Genomic DNA, 17,702 nt, shown 5'->3' on the forward strand with positions numbered 1-17,702 from the left:
CGAACCCCTATTTATTCCCGCCAGCCGCCTTCTCTTCCTCGTCCATGAAGGTGAACAGGTCGGCCGTCATCGACTGCCACCAGTCGACCGTATCGGAGAAATTGGCGAAGCTGACCTTGCCGATCGTGGTGACGTCCATCCAGGTGGAAAGGTCGCCATCCTTGTCGATCACGATACGCAGGAAGCGCTTCTTGGCGTTCCAGCGATTGGCCATCTCGACCGAGAAATAGGGCTCCTTCTTGTACCAGGAGAAGAACTGCATCGAGGTGCAGCCCTTGGCCGCGCTGCAATCGTAGAACTCGATGGTGAACGCCGAGCCGTTGGCGGCGCTGGAGATATAGGGATCGCCGTTCGAATCGTGCTTCAGCAGTTCGGCCTTGTAGCCCGCCTCCTGGAGAAGCTTGGCCACCTGCTCGGGCCGCGACAGATCGACCATCCGGGCTGGATCGGCGCCCTGCGCCATCGCCGGCATCGCCCAGATGCCTGCCGCCAGCGCGACTGCCATCATTGCACCCCGCATCATTCCCCCTCCTGCATTTGCGGTGCGGGATTCCCGGCCATGCCCAGGCACGCCGGAAATCCCTGTTCGGCCAACCCTATCCCCGCCACCCCGGCGCGGCAATCATTCCGGTTCGTTGACGAACACGCCGAGGCCGTTCCCCGCCGGATCGCGGAAATGGAAGCGCCGTCCGCCGGGAAAGCTGAAGATCGGCACGACGATCTCGCCGCCCGCGGCCTTCACCGCCTCGAACGCCGCCTCGAGATCCTGCACCTCGATGATCGGCAGCAGCTGCTCGATCACATGATCGGTGCTGCCGTTGATGCCGAGATCGGTGTCGCCGGTGGTGGTCGCCGCATAGTCCGGGCCGAAATCGGTGAACTTCCAGTCGAATGCCTTCGCATAGAAGTCGCGGGTGCCTCCCACATCCTTCGAGGGCAGTTCGAGATAGCTGATCCGTGCCATGTCCGTCTCCAATGTTCTTGCTATGTTCTAGATGCGCGCCTAGGCTTTGGCAATGGCAAAGAGTCGGCCGGTGCGCGGCGCCACCCTCAACGAGGCGAGCAGCCGCTTCAACCTTCCCGCGCGCGAGGCGGACGGGGAATGGCTCGACATGCGCGCGGCGCTGGACGACGCCCCGCCCCCGCTGCGCACCTCGGTCACGATCGAACGGGCGCGGACGATCATCACCCGCAACCAGTCGCCCGACATCGCCTTCGATCGCTCGATCAACCCCTATCGCGGCTGCGAGCATGGCTGCATCTATTGCTTCGCCCGGCCGACACACGCCTATCTCGACCTGTCGCCGGGGTTGGATTTCGAGAGCAAGTTGTTCGCCAAGCCCGATGCGCCCGAGCTGCTCCGCGCCGAGCTGGGCAAGCGCGGCTATATCTGCCGGCCGATCGCCTTTGGCACCAACACCGATCCCTATCAGCCGATCGAGGCGGAGTGGCGGATCACGCGGGGCTGCATCGAGGTGCTGGCGGAGCATGACCACCCGCTGACCATCACCACCAAGTCCAACCGGGTGACGCGCGACCTCGATATCCTTGCGCCGATGGCGAGGAAGGGACTGGCGGCGGTGATGCTCTCGATCACCTCGCTCGATCCGAAGATCGCAATGACGGTGGAGCCGCGCGCGCCGCATCCGGAGAAGCGCCTGCAGGCGGTGCGGCAGCTTGCCGATGCGGGCGTGCCGGTGTTCGTCTCGCTGGCGCCGGTGATCCCGCAGGTGACCGATCACGAGATCGAGCATATCCTCGAGCGCGCGGCGGAGGCGGGCGCGCGGACGGCGTTCTTCCTGCCGGTGCGGCTGCCGCACGAAGTCGCTCCGCTGTTCCGCGCCTGGCTCGACACCCATTTCCCCGATCGCGCCGGCAAGGTGATGGCAACGATCCAGTCGATCCGCGGCGGCAAGGACAACGACCCCAATTTCCACACTCGCTTCCGGGGGCACGGCCCATGGGCGGAGCTGTTGCGGACGCGGTTCAAGATGGCGGCGAAACGCTATGGGCTGGACCAGGAGGTGCTGCGGCTCCGGACCGACCTGTTCCGGCCGCCAAGGGGCGCGCAGGGGGAGTTGTTCTGATTTCTCCCTCTCCCCGCTTGCGGGGAGAGGGTTGGGGAGAGGGGCAATTGAGGTCAGCTATCGACAGGCCCCTCTCCCCGGCCCTCTCCCCTGGAGGGGAGAGGGAGATCAGGTGCACATCGTATCCAGCGGCAGCAACGCGGGTGCCAGGGGCTCCTTCAGTCCCTTTGCCGCCATCGCGCCGTTCAGCCCCTGGGGCTGCGGCGGCAGCGCCGGGTTCGTCTCGGGCGCATAATAGGCGTCGCGCTCCGCTTCCTCGATCGAGACGAACCGGTAGCCCTTCTCGCGGTACAGCGCGATCAGCCGGGGCATCATGTGCGCGTCGAAGGCGCCGAGGTGCATCAGCAGCACATAGGGGATGTCGCGACCGTAGAGCGCCTTGGCCATCTCGCGGGACCGGTCGGCCTGGACCGCGGCGTTGCCCAGCCAGCTATGCTCCATCCTGAGGATCGCATCGGCATCCCCCTTGGCGACACAGCGGGCATAGGTGTTGTTGAACGCCCAGTCGGAGAAATCCATCGTCACCGTGGCGACCTTGTAGCCGCGTTCTGCCAGCAGCTTGCGGATGCGGGCGCGCTTCGCCGGGTCGGCCGAGGCTTCGGACAGGAACGGATAGCGGAACCAGCGCCAGTCGGCCGTGCCCATCTTCGCCTTGAGGATCGGCTCGTTCTTTTCCAGCTCGGACAGGAATTGCGCGTCGCTCAGGTCGTTGAGGTTGGCGTGGCTCCAGCCATGATTGCCGAGCGGCAGCCCCGCCGCGCGCCATTTGTCGAGCACGGGGGCGGAGGCCGGCTCGCGCTCGAGCTGGACGCCGTTGATGAAGCCCATCACCGGCGCATTGCCTGCCTTCAGCGCCGCGATGATCTGCTCGGCGATACCGGTACGGGTATAGCCCGCAGGCAGCGGCGCATGGGCCGTGAGGTCATCGAAGGTGAAGGCGATCATCGGCGCGGGCGCGGCCGGTGCCGCGGCCACCCTGCCCTTGTCCTTCACTTTGTCCGAGAAGAGCGACAGCGGCACCGCATCCGCCATCGCCTGGTAGCCGGCGACCGAGGGGTGGAGCCCGTCATTGTCGTACGCCTTCAGCAGCTTCGTCGGCGCGGCAGGATCGCGCATCGCGGCATCGAGATCGATCACCCCGTCGAAATTGCCGGGCGTGCGGATCCAGGCGTTGACCGCGGCGCGATCTGCCTCGTTCTGCGCGTCCGGGTGGTAATAGGCCGAGCCGCCATAGGGCGTGATCGTCGCGCCGATCACCTTGATCCCGTGTGCGCGGGCGCGGGCGACCATCTGGCGATAGGCGCCGATCATCCCCTCCACGAGCGCGGCATGCGCCTCGGGCGTCGCCGGGGCATCGCGGGTGAGCGTGCCGAGATCGTTGACGCCTTCGAAGATCACGAGATGGGTGACGCCCGGATAGCTCAGCACTTCGCGATCGAAGCGCGCCATCGCATTGGGGCCGAGCCCGTCGTTGAGCAGCCGGTTGCCGCCGATCCCGGCGTTGAGCACCGCCATGTCGGCAAGCTCGGGCGTGGCGAGCAGGCGGCGCTGGAGCGCGTCGGTCCAGCGCATATTGGTATTGGGCTGGACGCCGTACCCGTCGGTGATCGAGTCGCCGAGGATCACCACCGCCGATGCCCTGGTCGAGACCGTCTCGATCGCGCCGATCTGCACCCAGCGATCGGCGGTTTTGGCGCCGGGCAGGTCGGCATCGCCGCTATGGTCGCCGTGCAACATGTAGCTGGTCGCGCGCGAGCCCGGATGGCCGGTCTGCTGTGCCGGTGCGTCGGGCAGATAGAGGGTGATCGCCAGGTCCGCGCCCGCCTTTACCGGAAGCGTGATCGGATCGGACCAATAGTCGGCGCCCGCCGGAATGGTGACGCTCTTCGCGCCGCCGAAGCGCAGGCCGGTCAGGCTGGCCGCGTCGATCCGCGCCGAGGCGGGATCGACCGAACGCGCGATCGTCACCGCACCGATGCGCAGCGGCTGGGTGCCATAGGCATTGGTGAGGCGCACCCGCAGCTTGGTGCCGGCGATCTGGATGCGGACGATCTGGCGGATCGTCGCATCCTTCAGATCCTCGACCGGCAGTGCATTGTTGCCGGGGATCATCTGCGATGTCGCCCAGGCCGTCACCCAGCGCTCGCCCGGCGCCGCCGCGGCGCCCAGCAGCAGGACCAGCGCCAGCAGGCGCGCGATCAGCCCCATATCCCTCTCCCGTATAGTCTTATGATAGCGCTACCAATAGCCAAGCCATGTTTCGGCGCAATGGCCAAGTGTTTCGCGGGTAGCGGGGAAAGGGTGGCCACCGCGTGGGTGCGGTGGCCTGGAAAGGTGGGGCGGCGGAAAGAGGGATCAAAACGCCGCCCGGGTCCGAGGACCTGATACCTCTTTAGCTGTATGGCCGATTCGGACATAATCAGGAAACATACGGTAAGCGGAACGAAACAGTTCGCGGATTGCGCGCGCATCGCGGCGGGCCTAGGCCCTGCGGCAGACCATAAGGATGCCTCATGCGCGCGCTTGCCTTTGCTTTCGCTCTCACCCTTCCCGCCCTCGCCCAAGCCCAGGATGCCCAGCCGACCGGCAAGCTGCCGGACACGGTGACGCCCCTCGCCTATCGGCTCGACCTGACGATCGTGCCGGAGAAGCCGCGCTTCAGTGGCCATGCCGAGATCGACGTGCGGCTGAACAAGGCAGCGCAGGCGGTGTGGATGCACGGCCGCAACCTCAACGTCACCAAGGCGGTGGCGATCGTCGGCGGCAAGGAAGTGCCGCTGACCTTCACCCAGAAGAGCCCGCACGGTCTCGCCCAGATCGATTTCGGCAAGACGGTGCAGCCGGGCAAGGTCACGCTGAAGTTCGACTATGACGCGGCCTTCGGCGGCGGCGCCTCCGGGCCATATCGCATCAACGTGGCGGGCGACTGGTACAGCTGGACCCAGTTCGAATCGATCGATGCGCGCGCCGCCTTCCCGGGCTTCGACGAGCCGGGGTTCAAGACACCCTTCACCGTCTCGCTCACCACCAAGCCGGGCTTCGTCGCGCTGAGCAACGCGCCCGAGACGGGCAAGGCCACCAAGGTCGGCGAGCTGGTCAGGCACCGCTTCATCGCCACCAAGCCGCTGCCGACCTATCTGGTCGCCTTTGTCGTCGGTCCGTTCCAGACCCTCGCCGGCAAGGTTCCCGCCACCGCGCAGCGCAAGGCTCCGCTGCCGCTGCGCATCGTCGGTACCAAGCCGTACAAGGACGAGATGCAGTTCGCGCTGGACAATTCCGGCCCGATCGTCGCGCTGCTCGAGAAATATTTCGGCCAGCCCTTCCCCTTCCCCAAGCTCGACCAGATCGGCTCGCCGGTGATGCCGGGCGCGATGGAGAATGCGGGCGCCGACATCTATGGCGACGGCATCCTGTTCGTCGACGAGAGCGACGCGACGTCGCGCAAGCAGACCTTCGGCATGGTGGTGGCGCACGAGCTTTCGCACCAGTGGTTCGGCGACCTCGTCACCCCGGCCTGGTGGGACGACATCTGGCTGAACGAGAGCTTCGCCAACTGGATGGGGTACCGGATCGGCAATGAATGGCGTCCCGATCTCGACATCGGCGTGGATGCGATCGGGGAAGGCTTCGAGGCGATGGACCTCGATGCGCTGGTCGCCGGCCGGCCGATCCACCAGAAGATCACCAACGATGCCGATATCGATGCGGCGTTCGACCAGATCACCTATGGCAAGGGCGGCCAGGTCGTCGGGATGATCGCCGCCTATATGGGCGACGAGAAGTTCCGCGACGGCGTGCGCCTGCACATGAAGCGCCATGAATATGGCAACGCGTCCACCGAGCAGTTCTTCGGCTCGCTTGCCGACGCCGCGCACGATCCGCGCGTGCTCGAATCACTGCGCAGCTTCGTCGACCAGCAGGGCGTGCCGGTCGTGACCTTCCACCGCCAGAACGGCATCACCACCGCCAGCCAGCAGCGCTTCGCCTATTTCGGCACCAATGCGCCGGCGCAGCAGTGGATCGTCCCGCTCTGCACCCGCCAAGGCGAGACCAAGAACTGCATGCTGCTCGACAAGCCGAGCGCGCCGATCGTCTCGAACGGCACCGGCACGCTCGTACCCAATGCGGGCGGCTGGGGCTATTATCGCTTCGACCTCGATCCCACCGACTGGGACGCGCTGATCGCCGCCGCCCCGACGCTGCCGACCGGCGAGGCGCTGGCGGTGGACGACAGCCTGTGGGCGAGCTTCTATGCCGGCAAGGCCAGGACCCAGCAGCTCGTCGCGCTGGCCCGTTCGATGGCGCAGCATCCCAAGACCAAGATGCAGCTCGACAATGGCGAACGGCTGGCCGGCCTGCGCCAGCGCGGGCTGATCGGCGAGGCCGCCCTGCCCGCCTATCGCAAGCTGTTCGTCGATATCTATGGCCCGATGCTCGACAAGATCGGCTTTGATCCCAAGGCCGGCGCGCATGAAAAGGACAATGCCGACACCGCCGAGCTGCGCGAGCAGCTTGTCGGTTTCGTCGCCGACAATGGCCATGACGCGGCACTTCGCGCCAAGCTGAGCGCGGCGGCAGATGCCTGGCTGGCCGGCGACACCAAGGCGCTGGACAACGACTTCGCGTCGCTGGCGCTGACCGTCACGGTCGAGGATCGCGGCGTGCCTTTCGCCAAGACGCTTGCCGAGGCTGCGCTGGCGGGCAAGACGCCGGGCCTGCGCCAGGCGGCGTTCCGCGCCATCGCCGGCTCGGGCAATGCCGATGTCGCCAAATGGTATTTCACCGAGTTCAACGACGCCCGCTACACCCCGCGCGAGCGACTGTTCGCCTCGGCGATCTTCATGAACGACGCCAGCACCCGCGACTCGGCGCTCGACTATATGCTCGCCCATTTCGACGAGTTCTCGAAGGCCAGCGGTGGCGGCGGCATCTTCTCGGGCCGCTCGGCGCAGATGTTCAAGTCGCAATGCTCGCTGGCGGCCGCCGACACGGTCGACGCCAAGCTGCGCGCCGAAGGCGGCAGCACGCTGTCGCTCGATCGCGCGGTGGAAGGCATCCGCAACTGCGCCCGGTTCAAGGACGCCAAGGCGGATGAAGTGACGGCGGCTTTCGCGGGGATGTGACCTTCAATTCCTCCCCGAGCTTGTCTCGGGGAGGGGGACCGTTCGCGTAGCGAATGGTGGAGGGGCAATGGTGGGACGCCGCCTTCGTCGGCGGCCCCTCCACCACGCGACTGCGTCGCGCGGTCCCCCTCCCCCAGCAAGCTGGGGGAGGAATTTGAAAGGCCTAGGCCGCCGCCAGCTTGAAGTCCTTGTACTGCGCGCGGATCGCGGTCTTGAGCAGCTTGCCGGTGGCGGTGTGGGGCAGGCTCTCGACGAAATGCACCTCGTCGGGCAGCCACCATTTGGCGACATGCTGGGCGAGATGCGCCTGCACTTCCTCCGCCGTCACGTCGCTGCCGGGCTTGCGGATCACCAGCAGGATCGGGCGCTCCTCCCATTTCGGGTGATGGACCCCGATCGCCGCCGCCTCGGCGACGCCGGCGCAGCCGACCGCGGCGTTCTCCAGTTCGACCGAGCTGATCCACTCGCCGCCCGACTTGATCACGTCCTTGGCGCGATCGGTGATCTGCATCGTGCCGTCCGGGTGGAGCAGCGCGACGTCGCCGGTGTCGAACCAGTTGTCGGCATCGACCGCGGGCTCGTCCGCCTTGAAATAGCTCTGCACGATCCAGGGGCCGCGTACCTGCAGCCGGCCCGAGCTCTTGCCGTCGCGCGGCTGGACCACGCCTTCGTCATCGACCACGCGCAGCTCGACACCGTAGGGCACCTTGCCCTGCTTGCAGACCTGGTCGACCTGCGCCTCGAAGCTCAGATCGTCCCAGTCCCAGGAGGGCGCGCCCATCGTGCCGATCGGTGAGGTCTCGGTCATGCCCCAGGCGTGGTTGACGCGGATGCCCATCTTCATCAGCCGCTCGATCATCGCGCGCGGCGCGGCCGAACCGCCAATGGTGACGATCTTGAGATGCTCGGGCTTCGCACCGGTCGCGTCCATATACTGGAACATCGCGAACCAGACGGTGGGCACGCCGGCGGTGTGGGTCACCTTCTCGCGGTTCATCAGTTCGCACAGCACCAGCGGATCGTTGACCGCCGAGAAGACGAACTTGATCCCCGCCGCGGCGCCCGCCCAGGGCAGGCCCCAGCCGACCGCATGGAACATCGGCACGATCGGCATCGCCACCGCACGCGCCGACAGGTCGAACACATCGGGCTGCATCTCGGCGATCGCGTGGATCACGCTGGAGCGGTGGGTGTAGATCACGCCCTTGGGATTGCCGGTGGTGCCGCTGGTATAGCAGATCATGCAGGGCTCGCGCTCGTCGCCCTTCACCCACTCGTAATTGCCGTCCTCGGCGGCGAGCAACACCTCGAACCCGTCGGGGCCGTCGCTGTCGAAGCAGAAATAATGCTCGATCGTCGTCCATTGCGGCTTCAACCGCTCGACGATCGGCGCGAAGGCGCGGTCGTAGAACAGGACCTTGTCCTCGGCATGGTTGGCGATGAAGGCGAGTTGATCGTCGAACAGGCGCGGGTTGATCGTGTGGACCAGCCCGCCCATGCCGGCGGTGCCGTACCAGGCGACGAGGTGGCGGCTATGGTTCATCGCCAGCGTGCCGACCCGGTCACCCTTCTTCACCCCGAGCCGCTCGAGCGCCTGGGCGAGCTTGCGGCTGTCGCGGGCGATCCCGGCCCAGGTGGTGCGCGTCTCGCTGCCATCGGCCCAGCGCGTGACGAGCTCCCGTCCCCAATGCTCGCGCGCCGCGTGATCGAGCAGCGTGGTCACGCGCAGCTCGAAATCCTGCATTCCACCCAGCATCCTCGCTCTCCATACCGCTTTTTCGAGGAGCGTAACCTGCGGATGGCGCAGGTGTCGAGAGTGGGCTGTGTAAGGAAGGATTTCGGGAGCGAATCAAAAGCCCTCTCCCTTTGGGAGAGGGTTGGGTGAGGGCAGGCTTCGGCAGGCACACCGCGTGAGGCGCGCTCGCCCTCATCCCTCCCACCGCCTTCGGCGGCGGGCCCCTCCCTTCTCCCAAAGGGAGAAGGGGTATTGCCTATGCCGCTTCGGCCAGCTTCGCCGCGGCGCTCTTCAGCACAGCCCAGCGGATGCCGGGGACATTCTCGATTTTCTGGCGCAGTTCCCCGTCCAGCCGGAAGTCGCGGCCCAGCACGATCTCGGCGACGCCGCCCGCGATGCCGACATGGACCAGCACTTCGCCGCGCCCGCCGCGCTGGTCGCCGATGATGCCGGCGAGGATCGGGATCGCCGCGACATCGTCGATCGTCACGTCGAGCACCAGCCGCGCGGTATTGGCCAGGCTCTCGAAGCTCTGGACGCGCTTGATCGAGACGCGCGGCGTATCCTCGCCGGCGCGCTTGTCGAGCTCGACGGTCAGCACCGCGCAGCCGCCTTCGCGGGCGCAGCGCTCGAGATCGGGGACGGCGCTGTCCTCGAAGCAGGTGGCGATGGTCTGGGCCGATTTGTCCGAGATCGTCGCCATCATGTACTTGTTGCCGCGCGCCGAGGTACGCGGGCGGCAATCCTCGACCAGCGCCGCGAGCGTCGCGCCGACGCGGGTGCCGGGCGGGATGTCGACCTCACCCAGCGAGACGATGTCGCGCGCGCCGAAGCTCCTGGCGAGATGCTGGAAGCGGTCGAGCGGGTGCGCCTGGAAATAGAAGCCGAAGGCTTCGCGCTCGTGCCCGGTCCGGTCGGCGGTCGACCAATAGACGTCCTCGGACAGGCGGATCTCGTCACCCGCGGGCTTGGTGAGCATGTCGAACGACGCCTGGAAGCTGTTCCGCTCACCATGCGCGCGCTGGCACACCGCCATGATCCGCTCGGCCGCGCCGTACACACCAGCGCGATTGTCGTTGATCGAGTCGAAGGCGCCGGCAGCCGCCAGCGTTTCCAGCTGACGCTTGTTGATCAGCTGGGGATTGGTGCGCAGCGCGAAATCGTCGAGCGACTTGAAGACGCCGCGCTCCTCGCGGTCGCGGACCAGCTCTTCCATCGCGCCCTCGCCCACGCCCTTGAGCGCGCCCAGCGCATAGCGGACCGCGAGGCCCTCCTCGGTCTTCTCTACGAAGAAATCGGCCTGGCTGCGATTGATGTCGGGTGACAAATAGCGGATCCCGAGCCGCTTCATGTCGTCGACGAAGATCGCCAGCTTGTCGGTCTGGTGGATGTCGTACGCCATCGACGCGGCGAAGAACTCGTGCGGATGATGCGCCTTCAGCCACGCCGTCTGGTAGGCGAGCAGCGCATAGGCAGCGGCGTGCGACTTGTTGAAGCCATAGCCGGCGAACTTGTCGATCAAGTCGAACAGCTCGTTCGCCTTGGCCGGCTTGATGTTGTTGTGCTCGGCGCAGCCCTTGACGAAGGTCTCGCGCTGGGCGTCCATCTCCGCCTTGATCTTCTTGCCCATCGCGCGGCGGAGCATGTCCGCGCCGCCGAGCGAATAGCCGGCCAGGATCTGGGCGGCCTGCATCACCTGCTCCTGATAGACGAAGATCCCGTAGGTCTCCTTCAGGATCGGCTCGAGCAGGTCGTGCGGATAGATGATCTCCTCGCGCCCGCCCTTGCGGTGGCCGAAGCTCGGGATGTTGTCCATCGGGCCGGGACGATAGAGCGAGACGAGCGCGATGATGTCGCCGAAATTGGTCGGACGGACGGCCGTGAGCGTGCGCCGCATGCCTTCCGATTCCAGCTGGAACACGCCGACCGTGTCGCCGCGCTGGAGCAGGTCATAGACTTCGGTATCGTCCCAGGCGAGCGCATCGAGATCGACGTCGAGCCCGCGATCGGCGAGCAGCTCGACCGCCTTCTTCAGCACCGACAGCGTCTTCAGGCCGAGAAAGTCGAACTTCACCAGCCCCGCGCCTTCGACATATTTCATGTCGAACTGGGTGACCGGCATGTCCGAGCGCGGATCGCGGTAGAGCGGGACGAGCTGCGATAGCGGGCGATCGCCGATCACCACGCCGGCGGCGTGGGTCGACGAGTGGCTCGGCAGGCCCTCGAGCCGCATCGAGAGATCGACGAGGTTCTTGATCTCCTTGTGCGCGTTATACTCGGCGAGGAACTCGCTCACGCCGTTCAGCGTGCGCTCGAGCGTCCAGGGATCGGTCGGGTGGTTCGGGATCTGCTTGGCGAGGCGATCGACCTGGCCATAGCTCATCTGGAGCACACGGCCGACGTTCTTGACCACCGCGCGCGCCTTCATCGTACCAAAGGTGATGATCTGCGCGACGTGGTCGCTGCCGTATTTCTGCTGGACGTAGCGTATCACCTCGCCACGCCGGGTTTCGCAGAAGTCGATGTCGAAGTCGGGCATCGAGACGCGTTCCGGGTTGAGGAAGCGTTCGAACAGCAGGCCCAGCTTGAGCGGATCGAGATCGGTGATGGTCAGCGCCCAGGCGACTGCGGAGCCTGCACCCGAGCCGCGACCCGGGCCGACGGGAATGTCGTGCGCCTTCGCCCATTGGATGAAGTCGGCAACGATCAGGAAATAGCCCGGGAAGCCCATCTGGATGATGATGTCGAGCTCGAACTGGAGCCGTTCCTCATAGACCTTGCGCTCGGCGGCATCGGTGATCCCGGCCTTTTCCAGCCGCTTCTCCAGCCCCTCCCAGGAGAGATCGCGCAGCATCTTCGCCTCGCCCTCGCGGTCGCCGGCGAGGCTGGGGAGGATCGGCTTGCGCTTGGGCGCGGCATAGGCGCAGCGCTGGGCGACGACGAGCGTGTTGGCGATGCCCTCGGGCAGGTCCGAGAACAGGCTCTTCATCTCGGTTGCCGGCTTCATCCACGCATCGGGCGACGAACGCGGGCGATCGTCCGAGGCGACATAGGAGCTGTTGGCGATGCACAGCATCGCGTCATGCGCCTCGTGGAAGGTCGGCTCGGCGAAGCAGCTCGGATTGGTCGCGACCAGCGGCAGGCCCCGGTCATAGGCGAGGTCGAGCAGCTTCGGCTCGGCCCTGCCCTCGACCTCGTCGAGCCGGCGGACGATCTCGATATAGAGCCGGTCGGGGAACAGCGCCTCGAGCCGAGTCGCATAATGGGCGGCCGCCGAATCCTGCTGCTCGGCATAGAGCCGTGCCAGCGCGCCCTCGGCCCCGGCGGTAAGGCAGAGCAACCCGTCGGTGCGCCCCTCCAGCGCGTCGAAGGGGATGTGCGCATCCTCTTCGAGCGGGCGGTCGAGATGCGCCATCGAGACGAGGTCGCACAGGTTGAGATAGCCTTTCTCGTCCTGCGCGTAGAGCGCCAACCAGTCGATCGGCGCGGTCACGCCGTCCGGCATGTCGGGCCGCTTGACCGCCAGCAGCGTGCCGATGATCGGCTGGACGCCCGCCTTCATGCAGGCGTCGCCAAAGCTCATCGAGGCATAAAGGCCGTTGCGATCGACCACCGCGACCGCCGGAAAACCCAGCTCCTTCGCGCGCTTGGCGATCGTCTTCGGCTCGATCGCGCCCTCCAGCATGGTGAAGGACGAGAAGACCCGAAGCGGAACGAAGCCGGAATGCATCCGCCGATAGTAGGGTCCCGCTCTCCGTGGCGCTACCCGTGGGGAGCGTTGTCCACAATTTTCAAGCGTTTGGGCTCAGGATTCTTCCCTACGCACGGACTCGGACGGGTGGTCTCCTGAATGGAAGCCCGCGCCGGGCTGGTTCAGAACATAGTTAATGGCAGTAAACATTTCGGCGATGGAACGGAACGGTTCATCGCGGGATCAGAATTGGGCGTTATTATGGCAAATATAAGGCAAGCAGAGAAACCCAATGAGGTTTCAGTGACTTACCAGCGAAGCACCAACCTTTTCTGACGAGTCGAACCCATGAACGCCCTTTACCATGGTAGCGAGCTTTGCGAGGTCGATGCGGACGGCAACGTCGCCGTCCCGGCCTTTCTCGAAGCAGCGCTTTCCCCCGAGACCAATCCCGAGATCATCGTCGCCAAGCATCAGGGCGACACCTGCCTGATCGGCTATGGCCGCGAGCATCTCTCCACCCTCGCCGAGCGCGCCGAGCGCCGCCGGATCGCGGAGGAAGCGCGCGGCGAGGAAGCCCGCAGCCACTATCACCGCATGCGCGGCACCTTCGGCCTCTCCGAGCGGATGAAGCGCGAAGGCAAGGGCCTGCGCATCCCCGCGGCGATGCGCCATCTCGGCCGCATCGACGACCTCGCGCTGTTCGTCGGCACCGGCGACAGCTTCGAAATCTGGAACCCCGTGCTCGCGCTCGAAAGCGACGACGAGCATTTCCGCGCGCTGGCCGAGTTCCGGCTGCGGTCGCGCGGCAGCAAGACGACCAAGGGAGTGCATTGAGATGAGTATCCGCTGCAACATGATGGGCCACACCGCCGGCACCACCCATCATCACAACCAGGGTCTCGACTTCGCGGTCTGCCACCATTGCGGCTGCGACCTGATCCGCCCCGAAGGCGGCGAGTGGAGCGAAGTGCCCGAGGGTTTCCAGGTCGTGTGGCGTGAGTTCGGCCGCACCGGCGACGCGGCCTCGGTCGCCGAGCGAATGGCGCGCATGGCGCCCCCGCCCCGCCGCCGCGAGCCGCGGAATGCCCGTCCCAAGCCCCGCCGCGACGCGCGCGGCCGCCCGTTCTCGGCAGGATTCGGCATGGTCGGCGCGCTCGCCAATCTCGGCAAGCTGGTCGGTAGCGAGGTCGAGGACGACACCAGCGGGATCGAGGCCAGCGGCCAGTATGTCATTCGCCTGCCGCACACCGGCACGACCCATTAAGGACCGCGCATCCGCATAGCGTACCGGCAGTACGCGGTCCCGGACCCGGTGGCGGGGTGCACCTCCTCCCGCCCCGTCACCGGCCACCTTCCTTCCCCGCGCCCGCCCGGCTAGGTTCCAGTGCGAATCCAAGGGGGTGGATCGATGTTCTTCCTGTCGCTCGCGCTGCTCGGGCAGTCCGTCACGCTCGATGCCGATACCGGCAAGGCCGCACGCCAGTGCGTCGCCGCCTTCACCCGCGCGGAGCGCGCCAAGGGCTCGATCCGCAGCATTTCCCGAAGGGTCTATCTCGGCCAGGTCTATGCGAGGGCGGAAGGCGCGGATGACGCCCATTTTTTCGACAGCGTGTTGAGCGGATACCGCAAGGGACAGATGCAGGCCGAGCGCGGCGTGGATTCGCCCTCACTCGCGGCATGCGACAAGCGCTTCCCCAAGGCGCGCGCAGCCGCTCCGGTTTCGCTGCCGGCCGATCCGGAAACGAGAGATGCGATTTGCGGCGCGACTTTCCTGCTCCTCTATCTCGCCAGCGCGATGGGGCTGGATGACGAGGAAAGCAGCTGGTGGCAGCAGGAAGGCTCGCGCGACTATGGCCGGGCAATGAAGCGTCTTCGCGAGGTTTCGCGCAAGCGCGGCCTAGCCGATTTTGATTTCAATCGCGCCAAGCCGCTGCTCGGCGAGGCGCTGCGCAGTGCGGGCGATATCGGCAACCCGGAAGCGATCCAGGAAAGCTGCAGCAAATTGCTCACCCAACCCTAGTTATCCACCGGTTTCCCTCGCGTACGCGCACGCGCGCGGGCGGGGTTGGCAGGATGCATCGGCAGCGTTAGAGCCGTAAGACACACTCAAGAACCCGAAAGCGGTGAACACTTTGACCGACGAGACCATCCTCGCCGACGACCCCTCCGACATTACGCCGATCTCGATCGTCGACGAGATGAAGACGAGCTACCTCGATTACGCGATGAGCGTGATCGTGGCGCGCGCGCTCCCCGACGTTCGCGACGGCCTGAAGCCCGTCCACCGCCGCATCCTCTACGCCGCGCAGGAAGGCGGCTATGTCGCCGGCCGCGCCTATCGCAAGTCGGCCCGCCTCGTCGGTGACGTGATGGGTAAGTATCACCCGCACGGCGACAGCTCGATCTACGACGCGATGGCGCGCATGGCCCAGGACTGGGCGATGCGGGTGCCGCTGATCGACGGCCAGGGCAATTTCGGCTCGATGGACCCCGATCCGCCCGCCGCGATGCGCTACACCGAAGCGCGCCTCGCCAAGGTCGCCTCGGCACTGCTCGACGACATCGAGAAGGACACGGTCGACTTCGTACCGAACTATGACGGGTCGGAGAGCGAGCCTTCGGTCCTCCCCGCCCGCTTCCCCAACCTGCTGGTCAACGGCGCCGGCGGCATCGCGGTCGGCATGGCGACCAACATCCCGCCGCACAACCTCGGCGAAGTGATCGACGCCTGCCTGGCGCATATCGACGGCATGCTCGGCAAGCGCGAGGCGCTGACGCTCGAGGAGCTGATGGAGATCGTCCCCGGTCCGGACTTCCCGACCGGCGCGCTCATCCTCGGCCGCACCGGCTGCCGCAACGCCTATTCGACCGGCCGCGGCTCGATCATCGTCCGCTCGCGCCACGAGTTCGAGCAGCGCGGCGATCGCCGCTCGATCGTGCTCACCGAGATCCCGTACCAGCAGGGCAAGAACGCGCTGGTCGAGAAGATCGCCGAAGCGGCGAAGGACAAGCGCATCGAAGGCGTCAGCGACATCCGCGACGAATCGTCGCGCGAGGGCGTCCGCATCGTCATCGACCTCAAGCGCGACGCGACCCCCGAGGTCGTGCTCAATCAGGTCTGGCGGAACACCCCTGCCCAGTCGAGCTTCCCGGCCAACATGCTCGCGATCCGCGGCGGCCGCCCGGAACTGCTCAACCTGCAGGACATCATCCAGGCCTTCGTCAAGTTCCGCGAGGAGGTCATCACCCGCCGCTCGAAGTTCGAGCTGGCCAAGGCCCGCGAGCGCGCACACATCTTGCTCGGCCTGGTGATCGCAGTCACCAACCTCGACGAAGTGGTCCGCATCATCCGTGGCTCGTCGAGCCCGGCGGACGCCCGTGACAAGCTGCTTTCGCGCGAATGGCCGATCGCGGAGATCGCCCAGTACATCAAGCTGGTCGAAGCGGTCGAAACCGAAGTCACCGGCGACGTCTATCGCCTGTCGGACGCCCAAGTCCGCGCCATCCTCGACCTGCGCCTGCACCGCCTCACCGCGCTCGGCCGCGACGAGATCGGCGACGAGCTGAAGGAACTGGCCGACTCGATCGCCGAGCTGCTCGAGATCCTCGGCAATCGTTCCAAGCTCTATGAAGTGATGGTGGAGGAGCTGACCACGGTCCGCGCCCTCTATGCCACCCCCCGCCGCACCGAGATCGCCGCCGCTGCCGATGGCATCGAGGACGAGGACCTGATCGAGCGCGAGGACATGGTCGTCACCGTGACCATGGAAGGCTATATCAAGCGCACCCCGCTCGATACCTTCCGCGCCCAGGCCAAGGGCGGCAAGGGCCGCGCCGGCATGGCGACGAAGGACGAGGACGCGGTCACGCATCTCTTCGTCACTTCGACGCACACGCCGGTGCTGTTCTTCTCCACCGAGGGCAAGGTCTATCGCATGAAGGTGTGGCGCCTGCCCGAGGGTGGGCCGGCAACGCGCGGTCGGCCGATGATCAACCTGCTGCCGCTTGCCAGCAACGAGACGATCTCCACCGTACTGCCGCTGCCGGAGGACGAGAATGAGTGGGGCAACCTCCACGTCATGTTCGCCACCGCCAAGGGCAATGTCCGCCGCAATTCGATGGATGCATTCGCCAACATCCGCACGAACGGCAAGATCGCCATGAAGTTCGAGGAAGGCAGCGAGGATCGCTTGATCGGCGTTTCGCTGCTCACCGAGGGCGACGACGTGCTGCTCGCCACCAAGGGTGGCCGCGCGATCCGCTTCGCCTCGACCGACGTGCGCGAGTTCCAGAGCCGCGATTCGACGGGCGTGCGTGGCGCGCGCCTGGCCGATGGCGACGAAGTCATCTCGATGTCGGTGCTGCGCGGCTTCGACGCCACGCCGCAGGAGCGCGAGGACTATCTCAAGGCCGCCCCCTGGAAGGAAGGGGACCGCGAGATCACCCTCTCGCCCGAGCGCATGGCCGAATTCGAGGCGTCGGAGGAGTTCATCCTCACCGTCACCGCCAACGGCTATGGCAAGCGCACCTCGGCCTATGAGTATCGCCGCACCAATCGCGGTGGCCAGGGCATCACCAACATCGTCAGCTCGGATCGCAACGGTCCGGTGGTGGCCAGCTTCCCGACGCATAGCGGCGAGCAGCTGATGCTCGTCACCGACCAGGCCAAGCTGATCCGCACCACGGTCGGCTCGGTCCGGGTCACCGGCCGCAACACGCAGGGCGTGATCCTCTTCCGCGTCGCCAAGGACGAGCATGTCGTCTCGGCCGCGCGGATCGAGGAAAGCGAAGGCGATGCCGAGGCGGAGCTGGGTGACGGCCCGACCGTCGGCGAACCGACCCCTGACGGCACCACGAGCGAGGACCTCGCGCGGGGTCCGGAGGACGGGCAGTAAGGCTCTCTAACCGCCAATATCAACGTCGTCCCCGCGAAAGCGGGGACCCATCTCCTGCGCTATCCCGTTTCACCACAGCTGTTATGCCCGTGGCACCTTCAGGAGATGGACCCCCGCTTTCGCGTGGGTGACGACAAGGATAGCTGCAAGGCGACCGCCGGAGGAATC

11 protein-coding genes are annotated in these 17,702 nt (G+C 66.3%); 6 read left to right on the forward strand and 5 right to left on the reverse strand.

Translation table 11 applies throughout. From position 1 onward, the window contains the following. Positions 1-7: 7 nt before the first annotated feature. Together J2W22_RS16830 and J2W22_RS16835 are read right to left on the reverse strand one after the other, a co-directional pair. A complete protein-coding gene (locus J2W22_RS16830) occupies positions 8-523 on the reverse strand; it encodes a YbjN domain-containing protein (protein ID WP_307119380.1) in 516 nt (171 codons plus the stop codon). 99 nt (positions 524-622) lie between these two features. Next, complete coding sequence (locus tag J2W22_RS16835; protein ID WP_307119381.1) at positions 623-964, reverse strand: VOC family protein; 342 nt, start codon at positions 962-964, stop codon at positions 623-625. Positions 965-1,016: 52 nt separating this feature from the next. Between J2W22_RS16835 and J2W22_RS16840 the strand changes: the two genes are divergently transcribed. After that, a complete protein-coding gene (locus tag J2W22_RS16840) occupies positions 1,017-2,087 on the forward strand; it encodes a PA0069 family radical SAM protein (protein WP_307119382.1) in 1,071 nt (356 codons plus the stop codon). A 108-nt stretch (positions 2,088-2,195) separates the two neighbouring features. On the opposite strand, the gene J2W22_RS16845 is transcribed toward J2W22_RS16840, so the two are convergent. After that, positions 2,196-4,295: a GDSL-type esterase/lipase family protein gene (locus J2W22_RS16845; protein ID WP_307119383.1), complete on the reverse strand. Its 2,100-nt coding sequence runs from the start codon at positions 4,293-4,295 to the stop codon at positions 2,196-2,198. 305 nt (positions 4,296-4,600) lie between these two features. On the opposite strand from J2W22_RS16845, the gene J2W22_RS16850 reads away from it, so the two are divergent. Further along, a complete protein-coding gene (locus J2W22_RS16850; RefSeq protein ID WP_307119384.1) occupies positions 4,601-7,210 on the forward strand; it encodes a M1 family metallopeptidase in 2,610 nt (869 codons plus the stop codon). 163 nt (positions 7,211-7,373) lie between these two features. Here the strand turns inward: J2W22_RS16850 and J2W22_RS16855 are convergent, their stop codons facing one another. Both J2W22_RS16855 and dnaE read right to left on the reverse strand, forming a co-directional pair. Next, positions 7,374-8,966: a long-chain fatty acid--CoA ligase gene (locus tag J2W22_RS16855; RefSeq protein WP_307119385.1), complete on the reverse strand. Its 1,593-nt coding sequence runs from the start codon at positions 8,964-8,966 to the stop codon at positions 7,374-7,376. A gap of 235 nt (positions 8,967-9,201) precedes the next feature. Further along, the gene (dnaE, locus tag J2W22_RS16860) at positions 9,202-12,675 is read right to left on the reverse strand and encodes a DNA polymerase III subunit alpha (protein WP_307119386.1); all 3,474 of its coding nucleotides are present in this window, start codon (positions 12,673-12,675) and stop codon (positions 9,202-9,204) included. 309 nt (positions 12,676-12,984) lie between these two features. Between dnaE and J2W22_RS16865 the strand changes: the two genes are divergently transcribed. The 4 genes from J2W22_RS16865 (at position 12,985) to gyrA (ending at position 17,534) form a co-directional block, all read left to right on the forward strand. Further along, positions 12,985-13,473 (forward strand): hypothetical protein, encoded by a 489-nt coding sequence (locus J2W22_RS16865; protein ID WP_307119387.1) that lies wholly within the window; start codon positions 12,985-12,987, stop codon positions 13,471-13,473. Between the two features lies 1 nt (position 13,474). After that, positions 13,475-13,903: a hypothetical protein gene (locus tag J2W22_RS16870; protein WP_307119388.1), complete on the forward strand. Its 429-nt coding sequence runs from the start codon at positions 13,475-13,477 to the stop codon at positions 13,901-13,903. Between the two features lie 144 nt (positions 13,904-14,047). Next, on the forward strand, positions 14,048-14,659 hold the full coding sequence (locus J2W22_RS16875; RefSeq protein ID WP_307119389.1) for a hypothetical protein: 612 nt from the start codon (positions 14,048-14,050) through the stop codon (positions 14,657-14,659). 112 nt (positions 14,660-14,771) lie between these two features. After that, positions 14,772-17,534 (forward strand): DNA gyrase subunit A, encoded by a 2,763-nt coding sequence (gene gyrA, locus J2W22_RS16880; RefSeq protein ID WP_307119609.1) that lies wholly within the window; start codon positions 14,772-14,774, stop codon positions 17,532-17,534. Positions 17,535-17,702 lie beyond the last annotated feature (168 nt).

It is taken from the genome of Sphingomonas kyeonggiensis (assembly GCF_030812785.1).
Taxonomy (GTDB): Bacteria; Pseudomonadota; Alphaproteobacteria; order Sphingomonadales; family Sphingomonadaceae; genus Sphingomonas; species Sphingomonas kyeonggiensis_B.